Here is a 15,182-nt window from a genome sequence, read left to right as displayed (position 1 = left end):
CGCATCGGCGACGCGCCGATGCTGCCTGAGCTGCTGACGCAGATCCCGGCAACTGAAGCCGTGGCGACGGTGAGCGGCGATGGTGCCTATGACACCAAGGCCTGTCATGCCGCGATTGCGGCACGCGGAGCCGCCGCCGTGATCCCGACCCGCAAGAATGCGCAGACCTGGAAAGGCAGCAGCGCGGGCGTCGAGGCTCGCAACGAAACCTTGCGATCAACCCGGCACCTGGGCCGGACGATCTGGAAGAAATGGAGTGGTTACCACCGGCGCAGCCTGGTGGAAACCAAGATGGGTTGCTTCAAGTTGCTGGGCGAGCGGGTCATGGCCCGAGATTTCGACCGCCAGGTGACGCAGCTTCAGGTGCGCGCGGCGATCCTGAACCAGTTCACGCGCTTGGGCACGCCACACACGATACGTGTGTTCTGAGCAGACTGGGGAAAGGGGTAGCTGCGCTCAGTGGGGCAATTGCGCAACAGCGCCCATTCAAGGCCAGACGACGCGACATCACTTGGCTGAAGTATCTGTAACGCACAACCCGCAGCAATGTCTCGGGCCTGTTTGCAGTTGTACGCTCTATCGCGTGCGAGAAGGCGTTGACCAGGTGCTCAGCGGTGCCCCCAAACGGTGCACTCAGTTGCGCTGCTTGGCACGTGCCTGAAGACGGGCCTGACAGATGGCCCAATGATTGGCGTCGGCCCACTCCACCAATTGCTGCATCGGACCAAGAAATGATCGCCCCAGATCCGTCAGGGCGTATTCAACACGCGGCGGCACCTCGGCATAGACGGTACGACTGACGAAGCCGTCCTCTTCCAGCCGCTTGAGGGTGCGCGAGAGCATTTGCCGCGAGACATCGCCAATTTCCCGATGCAGTTCGTTAAAGCGCTTGGTCCGCTGCGCAAGCGCCTCCAGTACCAGCAGACTCCATTGATCGCCGATGCGGTCGAGCACATCGCGGATGGGACAGGGTTGCTCGAACACGATGGTGCTAGCGCTGGCAGATGGCATGCAGGGACTTCCTCCTATCGATGGCAGGTCATCGCACCGTGACCTGGTCCGCGCACGATGACTTCTTGTCAAGTTTCCGGCGTGACTGTAGCATCTGAATTCTCAAAGGTCTATTTTTTTTACCTAGTATTGAAACTCACACAAAGGAGATCCCATGGCACGCATAGCTCTCATCGGCGCATCCGGGCAAGTCGGCTCGCGCATCCTCAAGGAACTGTCGGATCGTGGCCATACGGTGACCGCGATCGCACGCCATCCGGAGAAGATTGCCGCGCTGCCACACGTTACTGCCAAGGCCGGGGACGTTACCGACAAGGCCGCACTGGCTGCGCTGCTGGCCGGCCACGATGTGGTGGTCAGTGCCGTCAGGTTTGGTGACAGTGACCCGCACGTGTTGATCGAGGCGGTGCGGCAGGCAGGTGTGAAGCGCTATCTGGTCGTAGGCGGCGCCGCCAGCCTGGACGTTGCCCCCGGCCAGCGCCTGCTGGATCAGCCCGACTTTCCCGAAGCCTATCGGCCTGAGGCCACCAAGGGCGCGGAATTTCTTGAGGTACTGAAGCAGGAAAAGGATCTGGACTGGACGTTCCTGTCGCCGTCGGCGGAGTTCGTTCCGGGCGAGCGTACGGGCAAGTTCCGCCTCGGCAAAGACAACCTCCTGAGCAGCGAACAGGGCAGCCGCATTTCCTTCGAGGACTATGCGGTAGCGCTGGTGGACGAAATCGAGAAGCCGGCCCATTCGCGCCAGCGCTTCACGGTCGGTTACTGAGGAGTACACCCGATGAAGCGATTGTTGCAAGGCATCGTCCTGGCTTCGGCCATGCTGGCCGCAGGCACCACGTTGGCCGCGGCACCGGCACCGGCACCTGCGCAAGCGCGCGAGCTCGCTGCCGAGGAAGCCAACCGCGCGCTGGTGCTGGAGTTCTATGAGCGGTTCTTCAATCGCCATGAAACGGTCGAGGCCGCCCGGGTTGTTGCCGATGATTACCGCCAACACAACCCCGAGGTGCCCGACGGCAAGGCGCCGTTCGTGGAGTATTTCACCAGCTTCTTCAGGGAGCATCCGCAGTCGCGCGCCCGCGTGGTGCGCAGCGCGGCCGATGGCGACCTGGTCTGGCTGCATGTGCACTCCACCAACGGCAGCGACGATCGCGGTCAGGCGGTGCTGGACATCTTCCGCGTCGAGGATGGCAAGATCGTGGAACACTGGGATGTGATCCAGGACGTGCCCGACGGCGCGGCCAACGACAACACCATGTTCTGAGAAGCTACTTACCGTCCCGCCTTCGCCGCGCTGCCAACGCAGGGTCGCGCAGCGTGAAAGGACGGTAGTTGACGGCTGACTAGTACAGCACGGTCACCAGCGGGAGCCGCACCACGCGCAGCCCCAGTTCGGAAGCAATGGTCTGCAGCCCTGCGCCGACATCGGCAGCCGGCACTGCGGCGCTGATGTGCCGCGGCTTGAGTTCGCCCTTTTGCAGGACAATCCGCCCGCTGGTGTAGCGCTGCAGTTGCGCAAGGACTTCGTGCAACGGCATGTCATCGAACAGGAGCATGCCTTGTTCCCAGGCACGCGCGTGCGCCAGTGGCACGGTAGCGGTCTGCTGAAGCCCATGCGCGTCATACCGCACGGTCTGCCCTGGGGCAAGAATGACCGCCGCGCTTGAAGGCGTTGCAGCGGCCCTGACTGCAATGTGATGCTCGACCCCGGTGACGATGGTCTGCTCCTCCAGCTGCTCGACGATGAATTGCGTGCCAAGCGCCTGCGTCTGGCCATTGGCCGTCGTCACGACAAACGGCCTGCCTGCCGCCGCGGGCGTATCAACCGGCGTGGCAATGAACAGCGCGCGACCCTTGAGCAGTTCAATGCGTCGCAAACGGTCGTCGTAATGCACGGCGATGGCGCTTGCCGCATCGAGCCGTGCCACGGAACCATCCGCCAGTGTGATTTCACGCAGTTGACCCGCGGTACTGCGATAGTCGGCCAATACGGCGGTGTAGGGATCGCCATCCGACCAGGCAAACAGACCACCAATGAGCACTACCACTGACAAGGTGGCCATGAGGCTGGCGCGGCGCACGTTGCGCGCCCACGCCGACATGCTCCGCGCGGCGGGATTACGCGCCGCAGCGGTGCCCCCAGTGGTGCGAATGGCAATGGGCGATGCCTGGGCGGGTCGTCGCTGCTGCGCAGCGGGGATTGCGGCGCCGTCGCCATCATCCACCGCATCCGCCCCCAGCTGCGCCAGTAGCTCGGGCATCTGCCGCAGTTCGCTGGCAAGTTGCCAGTTGCTGCGCGCGCGCTCGTAGGCCGTGCGATGCAGGGGCGAGGCCTGCAGCCATTGCTCAAACGCCGCACGGTGCTGCGGCCACTGCGGCCACTGCGGCCCATCCTGCGCCACCACCCAGGCAGCAGCTTGCTGCGCGATCCGTTGTGCATCATCGGACGGCGGGGAGGATGGCGCGGCGGCGTCGGAAATCCTGTCTGTGGGCATGGGGTCTTCAGCGTGGGGGCATCGGGGGGTGGGTGCGGCACCTTCTTATCTGACTCTATAAGTGGGTGACGTTCTACGATGGCTAATCGAGTAAAGCGACGGCCGCACGTGCCAACAACGCGCCTTTTCGGGAAGCGTTGCGCCGCAGCCATGCCGGCCATGGCAACGGCAATTGCCGCAATGGGGTGCTGGCGATAGGGCGACGCCTGCGCGCAAAAAAACTTCAGGACAAGGCGGCATCTCAGTGCGTCTTCATCTGCTCAGTCACGTGACACAGGGCCCGCGTGAGATGTTTCTGGACCGTGCTGACGGAAACGTCCAGCTGCGTTGCAACTTCCTGGTAGCTCATATCGTGTACACGGTTGAGCAGGAAGATGCGCTGCGTCAATGGTGGCAGCTGCTCCAGGCATGCAGCCAGCTGCCTCAACCGCGAACGCGCCGCAGCAACCTGTTCAGGGCCTGGCGCGGTATCGGGGACCGCCAGCATCAGCGGCTCGTCGTGGCTGTGCGTGTCGGTCGCCCTCGCCTGTTGCTGGCGCCCCAGATCCGCAAGCATGTTGCGCGCCATTTGGAACAGGTAGGCACGGGTATCGTCCACGTGGTGACCCGCGGCGTGCTGAACAAAGCGCAGATAGAGCTCCTGCACCATGTCCTCCGCCTGTTCTCGCGCATGCAAGCGGCGCGTCAACCACGTCAGCAGCTCCTGACGGTGATCGAGAAAGACAATGTGCGGATCCCGCTTCATGCGACCTAGGTTGATTGAATCTGTCACGCAAGGCGACGTACCGACACGGGTGCGCCACATGCGCCAGCTGCCGTGGCATGGCCATGGGCGCCTTGGCAAAGTCCCGGACTGCCCGTTGGAGACAGGAAAGAACGTCACCTTTGGCAGGGCGCCGCAATCATAGCGCCGCCCGCGCAAACTGCGCCTGTGCTCCCGCACTCGATGTCCCCACTGGCAATCTGGTGTTCCAATACACCCTCATGAACAAGCGCCACCTGATCAACTACTGCCGCAACTGCGGCCACGCGGTCGAGCACCGCGTGCCGGACGACGGCGACACGCACGTGCGGGCCGTCTGCCCGGCCTGCCACACTATTCATTACCTCAACCCGCTCAATGTAGTCGGCACCGTCCCGGTCTGGCAGGACAAGATACTGCTGTGCAAGCGCAACATTGAGCCACGCATGGGCAAATGGACACTGCCCGCGGGCTTCATGGAACTGGATGAAACCACTGCCGAAGGTGCGGCGCGCGAAACGCGCGAGGAGGCGGGCATTGAGGTTGTCATGGGCCGCCTTTTTTCCGTCATCAGCGTGCCGCGCGTGGGTCAGGTCCACCTGTTCTATCTTGCGCAGATGACAGGGCCTGAAGTCGCCCCGGGACCGGAAACACAGCAGGCAGTGCTGTATGCGGAAGAGGAAATTCCATGGGCAGAACTGGCGTTTCAGACGACTCGTGTGACGCTGGAGCACTTCTTTGCCGACCGGCGCGCGGGGCGCTTCGATCTGCACGATCTGGCGCTGGATTGAGCAATCAGAGACAGGGATTGCCGCACCACGGCACACCGCGCAATGATCGCGCGGGCCTCCAAATTCGGACAGACTTTCTCCTGCGCCTCAGAATCTGTTGACGATCTTTGCCTGGCTGCCGTTGGGGTTACCTCGCCAGACGTGCGCTGCGGCGTTGCCAGTCCTCGCCGGGCCACCAGCCCGACTGCGGTGTGTGCGTTGCGCGTATCGCCTGGCGAGGCAACGCTGCTGATGAGAAGATCGTCAACAGGTTCTCAACCAGCGTCCTGCTGCACCAGCTGCCACCATTGCAGGGCCCACTGCGCCGCGAGCGCCTCCGCATCCTGCCCGTCACTGGCGTCGAGTATCAGCGGCTCGCCAATGCGCGTGGCACCCAGATCGGCCAGGCGTGCGTCAAACTGCTTGCCGCCCATGGCGAAGGTGTCGCCATAGAAGCTGTCGCCAAGTGCAATGACGCCATAGCGCAACCCACCCAGATAGCGCGGTCGCGTGCCCAGATCGGCATACAGCGGCTGCAGGTTTTCCGGCACATCGCCTGAACCATGGGTCGAGGTGCAGATCAGCACACGCATATCCTGCGGCACCTCCAGCACCTCCGCCAACGTTTGTGCGCTGGCCATGACCAGCTCCGTGTGTTCCGTCTGTGATGCGAGCGCCGCCTCGACCGCTTTTGCGACATACCACGCGTTATCGCTGAACGTTCCAACGATTACCTTGAGCCTCATGCAGCCATCTCCTCGTGCCTGTGCGGCGATGGGGGAAATCGCGCATCATAGCGAAGCGGTGAAACAATTTTCATTCAATGGGACAACACACCGTTTGCGTGCAACTATCTGGGTGGAGGCACAGGAACACGAATGAGAATTTATTTCATTTTCACGGTTATTTCACGATAATTTTGCTATGGTTGCGCGCACCGCGCCGGTACGCACTGTAGCGGCCTCTTCCCTCACCGCCCATCTGCGACATTTTTCCCTCATGGCATTGCCAACCATTGCCCCCTATCGCGCACCAGCGGCACAAGAGCTGCCTGCGCCGCGCCACGGATGGTCACTGCGCCCGCAACGCGCAGCATTGCTGGTGCATGATATGCAGCAGTACTTTCTCGCGCCATTTGGCAACGCGCATCCGGCCCTGCAGACCGCCATCGCCAACATCCAAGCGCTGCTGCAGGCCTGCCGGGCAGCCGGTGTTCCGGTCTTCTATACCGCGCAGAGGGGCAATCAGCTCCGGTGTGATCGCGGCCTGCAGGCTGAGTTGTGGGGGCCGGGCATGCGTGCGGAGGCCGCGCATGAAAGCATCCATAGTGCGTTGCGACCGGTCGACGGCGAACATATTCTGACCAAGCACCGCTACAGCGCGTTCCAGCGTAGCAATCTGGACACGCTGCTGCGCGCGAGGGGCCGAGACCAGTTGCTCATTACTGGGGTCTATGCGCATATCGGCTGCATGCTGACGGCTGCCGAGGCTTTTCAGCGGGACATTGAGCCCTTTCTGATGGCCGATGCGCTGGCCGATTTCGACCGCGCCCGTCACGATCTGGCGCTGCAGTGGAGTGCGGGAACCTGCGCAACGCCGCTGATGACTGCCACCGCACTTGATGCGCTCGCTCCCGTCGGTCAGGAGGCAAACCAGGAGGCCGCGCCATGCAATTGACCGGATTCGATCAGCGCATCGCTTTCGTCACCGGCGCTGCCGGCGGTATCGGACAAGCCGTGGTGCAACTGCTTGCGCAGGCAGGCAGTATCGTCATCGCCACCGATCTGCAGCGCCCCGCAGCGCCGCAGCATACGGGCTCCGGGCGCGTGCACAGCGAGGTCCTGGACGTCACCGATTCCGAGGCCGTGCAGGCGCTGATTGCGCGCGTGGAGCGCGACATCGGAGCTATCGATCTGGGAGTGAATGTCGCGGGTGTGCTGCATTTTGGCACGGTGACGCAGACCACGGATGCGCAGTGGCGACGCACGTTTGCGGTCAACTGCGATGGCGTGTTCCATGTCTCGCGCGCGCTGGCGCAAGCCATGCAGCCGCGTCGCCGCGGCGTGTTGGTCACTGTCAGCTCCAACGCCGCAGGCATTCCCCGCCATGCAATGGCTGCCTATGCGGCCTCCAAGGCTGCGGCCACCATGTTCACGCGCTGCCTGGGGCTGGAGCTTGCGCCGCTGGGGATCCGCTGCAACATTGTTGCGCCGGGCTCGACGCTCACGCCGATGCAGACCGGCATGTGGCACGACGAGGACGGCGCCAAACGGGTCATTGAAGGTTTTCCTGAACAGTACAAGACCGGCATTCCGCTGCGGAAGCTGGCCACGCCGCAGGATGTGGCGGAGGCCGTGGTATTTCTCCTCTCCGACCAGGCCGGCCACATCACCATGAGCGACCTTTACGTGGATGGCGGCGCCACACTGCGCGCCTGAGGCAGCAGCTTATGTTCACCGGTACCGACTCTTCTCATTCGGCAGCTTTGGCGGGCGACACCACAACCGGCTGTGGTGCCAAGCCTGAGGCGCCGCTGTTCGCCCTGCAAGGCCCGACAAATCAGCTGGTGAGCACGGGTGTGCACAAGCTGCTTTATCAGGAAAGCTGCGATGCCCTGATGGCGTGCGGCAATGCGCCATTGCTGGCACTGGACAGCACCGGCAGCGCCCCTCAGCTGGTTGTTGGCGCCCTGCCCTTTGTCCGGCAGGCTGCCTGCCATCTGTTCCAGCCCGCAGCGATCGCAAGCGCCTGCGTGCTGCAGTCTCCGTTGCGGGACGAAACGCATCGCCGTGCCGCACCGCAGCTGCAGGCGGAGCCGGACCGCGCCACCTACGAGGCGATGGTACGCCAGGCCACACAGCTGCTGCGCGATGGCGTGAACGGGCTGCGCAAGGTGGTGTTGGCACGCAGCCTGGTAGTCACGCAGGCCCGGCCATTCGAACTGCGGCACCTGCTGCCACGCCTGATGCGCGATACCAGCGTCACCACCTACTGCCTGCCGCTGCCCAGCCCCCGACAAGGCTCCAGCCACCTACACCAACTGGTGGGCGCAACCCCTGAGCTGCTGCTGTCGCGACGCGGTGCGGAGATTGCCTCCCATCCGCTGGCCGGTTCGCTGCCGCGCAGCGGCCGATACAGCAGCGCAGAGGCCGCGGCCGAGCAGCTGCTGCAGTCAACCAAGGACCGACAGGAACATCGCATGGTCGTCGAAGCCATTGCCGACGCGCTGGCACCGCTTTGCGCGCAGCTGCGCGTGCCGCAGACGCCCGCGCTGCGTGCCACGGCCACGATGTGGCATCTCGGCACGCGCATTGAGGGCCGTCTGCGCCATCCGCAAGACCTGGCCAGTACCTCCAGCCTGGCACTGGCAGCGCGTCTTCAGCCGACCCCGGCACTATGTGGCGCGCCACACGCAGCAGCACACTCCGTCATCAACCAGTTGGAACCTTTCGAACGGGGATTTTTCGGCGGCGCAGTCGGCTACAGCGACACGACGGGCGATGGCGACTGGTATGTCGCCATTCGCTGCGCGCAGATCTGCGGCAACGAGGCGCGGCTATTTGCCGGCGCAGGCATCATGCACGACTCTGATCCGCGCACCGAGGCCGACGAAACGGCCGCCAAGTTCGGCGCCATGCTGGATGCGCTGCAGCTGCCCCTTACCGGAAACGGCAACGCACTCTGAAACAACACTTGTTACCCTCCCATGACGACACACACTGGCGAAATGCTGACCCTGGAGCGCATGCGCGCTGACATTGCCAAGATGGTGCACGAGGACCCCGAGGCCATCGCACTGGATGACAACCTGATGGACCTGGGCCTCGACTCCATGCGCGTACTCAACCTCCTGGTGCGCTGGAATGAAACCGGCATCGGTCTGGACTTTTCCGAACTCGCCGAGCACACCACACTGCAGGGCTGGTGGGAGGTGGTACAGCGCCGGCTGGCGCAGATCCAGGACAGTCCGACTCGCTGATTGCACTCCACGCAGACCATGAACGCTCCTGACCGCGCGCATTTGTTGACCACTGGCTCCGTCGCGTCACCCACCGGTCCCTGGCCACTGACCGAGGCCCAGGCGGGCCTGTGGTACGCCCAGCAGCTGGCGCCGGACAACCCCGCCTTCAATACCGGTCATGCGCTGTGGCTGCGCGGCCCGCTCGACGTGCCAGCCTTCACGCGCGCGGTCAACCAGGCCACGCAGGAGGCGCAGGCACTGCAGCTTCGCATGCGCGAGACGGCGCAGGGCGTCGAACAATGGCTAGCTCCCGCACGCACCCCGTGGTTGGAAGTGATCGACCTGTCGGGTCATCCTCAGGCCGAGGACGCAGCGCGCCAGGCAATGCGCGCGGATATGGTCACGCCACGCGACCCTGCGCGCGACGTGCTGGCGCTGCAGCGCCTGTACATCCTTGGTGGCGACAGTTACGTGTGGTATCAGCGTGCCCACCACCTGCTCAACGACGGCTATGGCATGGCCTTGTGGGAAGAGCGCGTGGTTGCCTGCTACAACGCGCAGAAAGCCGGCGACCTGCAGACCGCAGCGCACCCGTTAGGCCCGTTGGATGCCGTGATGCGGGAAGCAGCCGACTACCTGCAAAGCGACCGGCGCGCCCAGGATGCAGCCTATTGGAAAACGCTGTTCCAGACGCCCGCGGAAGTTGGCAGCATGGCCACCCGCCCCGGCGCCAGGGCGATTGCATCGCGTAGCTGTCATCATCTGCACCAGCCACTGGCACAGCAGTGGCGCGAGCAGTTGCTGGACTATGCTGCCCGCATCGACATTGCCTGGCCTGACGTGCTGACGGCCCTGACCGCGCTGTATTGCCAGCAGATGGCGGGGGCCGAGGAGACCGTCGTCGGCATTCCCTTCATGGGGCGCCTTGGCAGCGCCAGCGCCCGGGTGCCAGCCATGGTGATGAACGTGCTGCCGCTGCGCGTGGCCGCACAGGCCCAGCAGCCGCTGGCCGACTGGCTGCAGGAGATGGCACGCGCGCAAACCCGCGCGCGTCGCCACGGCCGCTATCGCAGTGAACAGCTGCGCCGCGACCTCGGCCTGCTGGGCGGCAACCGACGGCTGTACGGGCCACTGGTCAATGTGCAGCCGTTCTACCAGCCCATTCGACTGCACGGCGTCCAGACCAGGCTGGAAATCCTGGGCACCGGGCCGATCGACGACATCACCATCGGCTTTCGCGGTGATACCACGCACATGCTGCAGCTGGAGATCGAGGCCAACCCGGCGCTTTACGACGTGGAGGACGTGCAGGCGCACCTGCAACGCCTGCCCGGCTTCATCGAACGCGCCCTTGCGGCGCAGACTGTGGCCGACATTGCGCTGGCCAGCCAGGCCGAGGCGCAGCGTTATCTTTTTGATGTCAATGCGACCGATCACGCCGTGCCCCAGACAACGCTGGTCGCGTTGATTGAGGCGCAGATGCGTCGCACGCCCGATGCCTGCGCACTGGAGTTCGAAGGCCAGCGCCTGAGCTATGCAGAACTGGACCGGCGCAGCCTCGCCCTGGCTCAGTTGCTGGCGGGACGCGGCGTTGGCAAGGACAGGCTGGTGGCCGTGGCGCTGCCCCGCTCACTGGAACTGGTGATTGCACTGTTGGCGGTGCAGCGCGCAGGCGGTGCCTACCTGCCACTGGACTTGCACAATCCGCCCGGGCGCCTGGCCCGCGTGGTGCAACTGGCACAGCCCTTGTGCGCATTGGTCCATGATGCCGATGCCCACCTGCTACCGCACGCGCTGCCCAAGCTGGCACCGCCTCACTGGCCTCAGGCACCTTCTGAGCACACCCTGCCCCCTGCTGCGCCAGCGCCGCACGATCTCGCCTACGTGATCTACACCTCCGGCTCGACCGGTGAGCCCAAGGGCGTGATGATCGAGCATCAGGCCATCGTCAACCGGCTGGAATGGATGCGCCAGCACTACGGCTTCGATGCCAGTGACCGCATCCTGCAAAAGACGCCCGCGACATTCGATGTCTCGGTGTGGGAGTTCTTCCTGCCCTTGCTGTGCGGCGGCACGCTAGTGGTGGCGCCACCCGAGGCACACCGTGACCCGGCCTGGCTGGCACGCATCATCCGTGCGCAGCGCATCGGCACGTGCCATTTCGTGCCTTCCATGCTGGCGGCATTTCTCGCTGAATCCAATGCCCGCGGCTTGCAGATGCGGCGCATCTTCACCAGTGGAGAGGAACTGCCGGCGCAGCTGCGTGACCAGTTGCACGCCACATTGAAAACGGAATTGCACAACCTCTACGGCCCGACCGAAGCCGCCGTGGACGTGAGCTTCTGGCCCGCCGGCGCCGACGACCACTCGCGGCCCGTGCCCATTGGCTACCCGGTGTGGAATACGCGACTGTACGTGCTGGACGCGCGGATGCGGCCGCTGCCGCCCGGCGTGGCCGGCGATCTGTATCTCGGTGGCATCCAACTGGCGCGGGGCTATCTGGGCCGCGAGGATCTGACGGCCGCGAGCTTTCTGTCCGACCCGCACCGCCCTGGCGAGCGCATCTACAAAAGCGGTGACCTGGCGCGCTGGCGTCGTGACGGCGCGCTGGAATACATTGGCCGCAGCGATCATCAAGTCAAACTGCGCGGCCTGCGCGTCGAACTGGGTGAGATCGAGGCTGCCATGCATGACAGTGGCCTGATCCAGCGCGGCAGCGTCATCGTGCGCGAGGACCGTCCTGGCGACAGGAAACTGGTGGCGTACGTGCAGCCCGGCCCCGGCTATGACGCCACGGCGCTGCGGCGCCACATTGCCAGCCTGGTGCCGGACTATATGGTGCCGGCTGCCATCGTTGCACTCGCGCACTGGCCCGTCACCGCCAACGGCAAGCTCGACCGCAAGGCGCTGCCCGCACCGGATTTCGGCAGCGATGCGGGTCAGCCACTTTCCACCCCTACCGAACAGCAGCTGGGCGAAATCTGGGCCGAACTGCTGCAGCTGCCGCGGGAGAAGATCCATGCCGACAGCGACTTCTTCCAACTCGGCGGCGACTCTCTGCTGGCCGTGCAGCTGCTGCTGGAAGTTCAGCAGCGGTGGCAGCGCAATCCCGGACTGGGCGCCCTGTTCGGGAAACCTGTGCTGGCCGACTTCGCCGCATTGATTGATGATGCACAAGTCCGCTTTGACAGCGGCTTGGCCCCCGTCATCCAGCTGGCCCACACAGCGGCCGCTACGCAGCGCGAAATTGATGGACCACTGTTCGTCATTCACCCCGCCGGTGGCATTTGCTGGGGCTACCGTCATCTGGCACGTGCACTGTCACGGCCGGATGGTGGCGCCGACATGGCCCCTTGTGCGGTTTACGGGCTGCAGTCGCCGGCGCTTGATCCCCACCAGCCGCTGCCGGACAGCATCGACGCGCTCGCAGCGCAATATGTACAGCGCGTGCTGGAAATTCAGCCGCAGGGGCCGATCCATCTGCTGGGCTGGTCGGTTGGCGGCATCATCGCACAGGCCATGGCGGTGGAACTGCAGCAGCGTGGCATCGCCACGGGGCTGGTGGCCCTGCTGGATGCCTACCCTGCAGAGGTCTGGCGCGCCGAGCCGGAACCCACGCCGATCCAGGCGCTGCGCGCACTGCTAGCGATTGCCGGGCATGACCCGGAGGGCCACTCGGAGCTGGACACGCGGGAAAAGGTCATCGCCTTTCTGCGCAGCAGCGACACGGCACTGGGCCACCTGCCTGACGATGCCCTGGAAGGCGTTGTGCGCGTGGTCACGGACACCAACCGCCTCATCCGCCAGCACCATCACCGTCGCTACGCCGGCCGGCTGATCCACGTGCGTGCGAGCGCCGACCACGCGGACAAGCCCCATCTTCAAGCCAGCCTGTGGCGCCCTTATGCCGATGAACTGGTCAGCATTGAAGTGCCATTCCTGCACGCCGAACTGACCGGCCCGGCGGCTACCGAGGCCATCGTTCGACAACTGCGCCGGTAACCCCCAACCACGGGCATCGCATGTGCCCCCTTTCCCACCGGCGCAGCAGACCTGCCACGAAGCTGGCTGCGCCGTGCCGCGGCCTCGGCCCTACTGCGGCTGACGTTCGGCACGCGCCACCGCGCTGTCGCCCTGGGCCGCCTGCTGGTCCAGCTGATGCGCTTTGGCCAGCGCGAGGATGACCTCCCTGGCCACCTTGCGCTGCGGTGGTGGCAGCTGCAAGAACGCGTCAAAAGCCTCGCGCTCCAGATAGCCAACGCCCTCGGTCCAGCGCATCCGACTTCTCTGCACTGAATCACGAATCGCCGTGCCATAGCGCAGCACTTCAGGCTCGATGTTCAGGATCTGCGCAAGCACCACCAGCTTGTCCTGCGCCGGGATGGCTTCACCGCGCAACCAGCGCGTGACGGCCTGGAACGTGACTGAGCGCCCCCAGTAGTGCGTGTTGAACAAATTCAACAGCACGCTGGGGCGTGGTTCCAGGCCGGCGGCAATCATGGCCTCACGCAGCCGCTGCGCGAATTCGAGCTTGTTGTCCATGCCCGGAAATTAAATTCCAGTGTAATAATAATTTAATTTTCTGTTGTATATTTGACTGAATAGTTTGTTTAATTGACCGCGTGAGGCTGTCAGATAGCACCGTCAAAAGGACAGAAAAGATGTGTTCTCGCACGAAGCTCGGATACCTGTTGGGCATGCTGGCCGCCGGTATTGCTGGCTGCCAGGGTGCCCGAGGGATTGAGAACAGCCAACGCATCGCGACCTCCTCAGCTGCGCAGCAGGCCAGTCAGCCCATCTCGAAACTGCTGCGCACCGGCATGTCGGCTGCGCAAGTCCAGGCGATTTGGGGCACACCCGATGTCGTCGCCGAGGCAACAGGCGGTGGTCGGGCGTGGGTATACGTCAATGTGGAGGCGGTGGCCATCACTGTGCAGCGCAACGGCCACACACACATCTGGATGCAGGGGCCCCAATCGGGGGCGGTTCAACCTTCGCCAGGGCAGGACGATGAACTGGTGCTGGTCCCGCCGGTCTCTGCGTCATCCACCCGTCAGGCTGCCTCCGCGTCGCATCCCGCAAGCCGCCCCGTCACGGTGACGGTGCGTATGGATGTCAAGCGTCGCGTGCAGGATTTCTCCTACCAGCATGCAGGGCATTCACCACAATAGTCTGCGCGCCACGCCCCCGGACTCTTCTGCTCTTGCAAAGAGCCTGCAACAGCCCCATATTGGCAATGAATGCCTCTCATGGCCTTTTCACCCGCCCATCGCCGCCATCATGACGAGGGATCGCACGCCGCCTGCCAACTGGCTACAGCGTACCTGGCAGGAAGATGCGCTCTCGTACCGTTGGTGTTTTGGCCGATGGCGCAGCACTTGAAAAGTGTGCAAACAGGCTGAGAAGCCCTAGGCAATGTGTTAACACTCTGTTGAATCATTCAACCGTGTCGAAAGGAGTCTGCATGCCCACCATCCGCACTATCGCATCTGCGTTACCGCTTGCTGCCTGCATGCTGTTGATGGCAGCGCCTACGGTCGCCCAGACAGCATCCACAGCAGGCAACAGTCTCTCTGTTTGCGATGACGGTCTGCAGGACCGGGTTGCCTGCCGGCGCGAAATGGCAACCGTCCGCATGGCCCCGCCGCAGGATCCTTCCACCAACTTCACGGAAAACGCTTTGCGCCGCTGCAGCTACCACAAGGATGCGGCTTCACGGCAAGCCTGTGAGGAGCGCGTGCGCGGTATCAATACGCAAACGGAAGGAGCCATCTTCGCAGGCGGCATGTTGCGAGAACACCGTGTCCATCGCGTCGGCCCGCCGGCTGAGTGAGTATTTGTTGCCACCGTCTTGTCAGCCCCTTTTCCAAGGGGCTTTTCGTTGCCTGCGTCTACACGGCTGCGGGCGCGAAGGTTACGTACGACGCGCGCAGACCGGCGCGCTCGATTGACGCCAGGTTGGTCGCAGCAGGCTGATAATGTGGACGATGTTCACGTCCACTTCTTCTGATTGCCATGGATCCCAAAATTCTTGAACTGCTCGTCTGCCCCGTCACCAAAGGTCCGCTGGTCTATCGGCGGGAAACCTCCGAGCTCATCTCCCGTTCGGCACGGCTTGCCTATCCGGTGCGCGATGGCATTCCGATTCTTCTTGAGAACGAGGCTCGGCCATTGACCGACGAAGAACTGCAAGGGAACTGAGCACC

At 64.0% G+C, this 15,182-nt stretch carries 16 protein-coding genes; 11 read left to right on the top strand and 5 right to left on the bottom strand.

Annotated features, from left to right (window positions below):
- On the top strand, nucleotides 1-429 hold a 429-nt coding region (locus AAV94_RS11595; RefSeq protein WP_046742407.1), incomplete at its 5' end, for an IS5 family transposase.
- A 204-nt stretch (nucleotides 430-633) separates the two neighbouring features.
- Here AAV94_RS11595 and AAV94_RS11590 read toward each other — a convergent pair.
- On the bottom strand, nucleotides 634-1,011 hold the full coding sequence (locus AAV94_RS11590; protein WP_046742381.1) for a winged helix-turn-helix transcriptional regulator: 378 nt from the start codon (nucleotides 1,009-1,011) through the stop codon (nucleotides 634-636).
- Between the two features lie 154 nt (nucleotides 1,012-1,165).
- On the opposite strand from AAV94_RS11590, the gene AAV94_RS11585 reads away from it, so the two are divergent.
- A complete protein-coding gene (locus AAV94_RS11585; RefSeq protein WP_046742380.1) occupies nucleotides 1,166-1,777 on the top strand; it encodes an NAD(P)-dependent oxidoreductase in 612 nt (203 codons plus the stop codon).
- A gap of 12 nt (nucleotides 1,778-1,789) precedes the next feature.
- Nucleotides 1,790-2,272 (top strand): nuclear transport factor 2 family protein, encoded by a 483-nt coding sequence (locus AAV94_RS11580; protein ID WP_084824892.1) that lies wholly within the window; start codon nucleotides 1,790-1,792, stop codon nucleotides 2,270-2,272.
- 79 nt (nucleotides 2,273-2,351) lie between these two features.
- On the opposite strand, the gene AAV94_RS14440 is transcribed toward AAV94_RS11580, so the two are convergent.
- Nucleotides 2,352-3,503 (bottom strand): FecR family protein, encoded by a 1,152-nt coding sequence (locus tag AAV94_RS14440; RefSeq protein WP_052755026.1) that lies wholly within the window; start codon nucleotides 3,501-3,503, stop codon nucleotides 2,352-2,354.
- 241 nt (nucleotides 3,504-3,744) lie between these two features.
- The gene (locus AAV94_RS11570; RefSeq protein WP_046742379.1) at nucleotides 3,745-4,248 is read right to left on the bottom strand and encodes an RNA polymerase sigma factor; all 504 of its coding nucleotides are present in this window, start codon (nucleotides 4,246-4,248) and stop codon (nucleotides 3,745-3,747) included.
- A gap of 239 nt (nucleotides 4,249-4,487) precedes the next feature.
- Here AAV94_RS11570 and AAV94_RS11565 point away from each other — a divergent pair, with 239 nt between their 5' ends.
- Nucleotides 4,488-5,036: an NUDIX hydrolase gene (locus AAV94_RS11565; protein ID WP_046742378.1), complete on the top strand. Its 549-nt coding sequence runs from the start codon at nucleotides 4,488-4,490 to the stop codon at nucleotides 5,034-5,036.
- 254 nt (nucleotides 5,037-5,290) lie between these two features.
- Here AAV94_RS11565 and AAV94_RS11560 read toward each other — a convergent pair whose 3' ends face one another.
- Nucleotides 5,291-5,761 (bottom strand): flavodoxin domain-containing protein, encoded by a 471-nt coding sequence (locus tag AAV94_RS11560; RefSeq protein WP_046742377.1) that lies wholly within the window; start codon nucleotides 5,759-5,761, stop codon nucleotides 5,291-5,293.
- A gap of 253 nt (nucleotides 5,762-6,014) precedes the next feature.
- Between AAV94_RS11560 and AAV94_RS11555 the strand changes: the two genes are divergently transcribed.
- Genes AAV94_RS11555 through AAV94_RS11535 form a run of 5 tightly spaced genes read left to right on the top strand, consistent with a single transcriptional unit; the run spans nucleotide 6,015 to nucleotide 12,978 of the window.
- Nucleotides 6,015-6,692, top strand: coding sequence for an isochorismatase family protein (locus AAV94_RS11555; RefSeq protein ID WP_046742376.1), 678 nt, complete (start codon nucleotides 6,015-6,017; stop codon nucleotides 6,690-6,692).
- Nucleotides 6,683-7,453: a 2,3-dihydro-2,3-dihydroxybenzoate dehydrogenase gene (locus AAV94_RS11550; protein WP_046742375.1), complete on the top strand. Its 771-nt coding sequence runs from the start codon at nucleotides 6,683-6,685 to the stop codon at nucleotides 7,451-7,453. The genes AAV94_RS11555 and AAV94_RS11550 overlap by 10 nt, the downstream gene beginning before the upstream one ends.
- An 11-nt stretch (nucleotides 7,454-7,464) precedes the next feature.
- Nucleotides 7,465-8,700, top strand: coding sequence for an isochorismate synthase (locus AAV94_RS11545; RefSeq protein ID WP_084824890.1), 1,236 nt, complete (start codon nucleotides 7,465-7,467; stop codon nucleotides 8,698-8,700).
- A gap of 21 nt (nucleotides 8,701-8,721) precedes the next feature.
- Nucleotides 8,722-8,994, top strand: a complete 273-nt coding sequence (locus AAV94_RS11540) for a phosphopantetheine-binding protein (RefSeq protein WP_046742374.1) — start codon at nucleotides 8,722-8,724, stop codon at nucleotides 8,992-8,994.
- An 18-nt stretch (nucleotides 8,995-9,012) separates the two neighbouring features.
- Entirely contained in the window at nucleotides 9,013-12,978 is a 3,966-nt protein-coding gene (locus AAV94_RS11535; RefSeq protein ID WP_046742373.1) for a non-ribosomal peptide synthetase, read from the top strand.
- A gap of 90 nt (nucleotides 12,979-13,068) precedes the next feature.
- On the opposite strand, the gene AAV94_RS11530 is transcribed toward AAV94_RS11535, so the two are convergent.
- A complete protein-coding gene (locus AAV94_RS11530; protein ID WP_046742372.1) occupies nucleotides 13,069-13,518 on the bottom strand; it encodes a transcriptional regulator in 450 nt (149 codons plus the stop codon).
- A 119-nt stretch (nucleotides 13,519-13,637) separates the two neighbouring features.
- Here AAV94_RS11530 and AAV94_RS11525 point away from each other — a divergent pair, with 119 nt between their 5' ends.
- Nucleotides 13,638-14,147, top strand: a complete 510-nt coding sequence (locus AAV94_RS11525; protein ID WP_156454418.1) for a hypothetical protein — start codon at nucleotides 13,638-13,640, stop codon at nucleotides 14,145-14,147.
- A gap of 844 nt (nucleotides 14,148-14,991) precedes the next feature.
- Entirely contained in the window at nucleotides 14,992-15,177 is a 186-nt protein-coding gene (locus AAV94_RS11515) for a Trm112 family protein (RefSeq protein ID WP_046742369.1), read from the top strand.
- Nucleotides 15,178-15,182 lie beyond the last annotated feature (5 nt).

This window comes from Lampropedia cohaerens (genome assembly GCF_001005215.1).
In the GTDB taxonomy this organism is placed as follows: domain Bacteria; phylum Pseudomonadota; class Gammaproteobacteria; order Burkholderiales; family Burkholderiaceae_C; genus Lampropedia; species Lampropedia cohaerens.
Note: the sequence above shows the minus strand (reverse complement) of the source record. Positions and strands in the feature narration are given on the sequence as shown.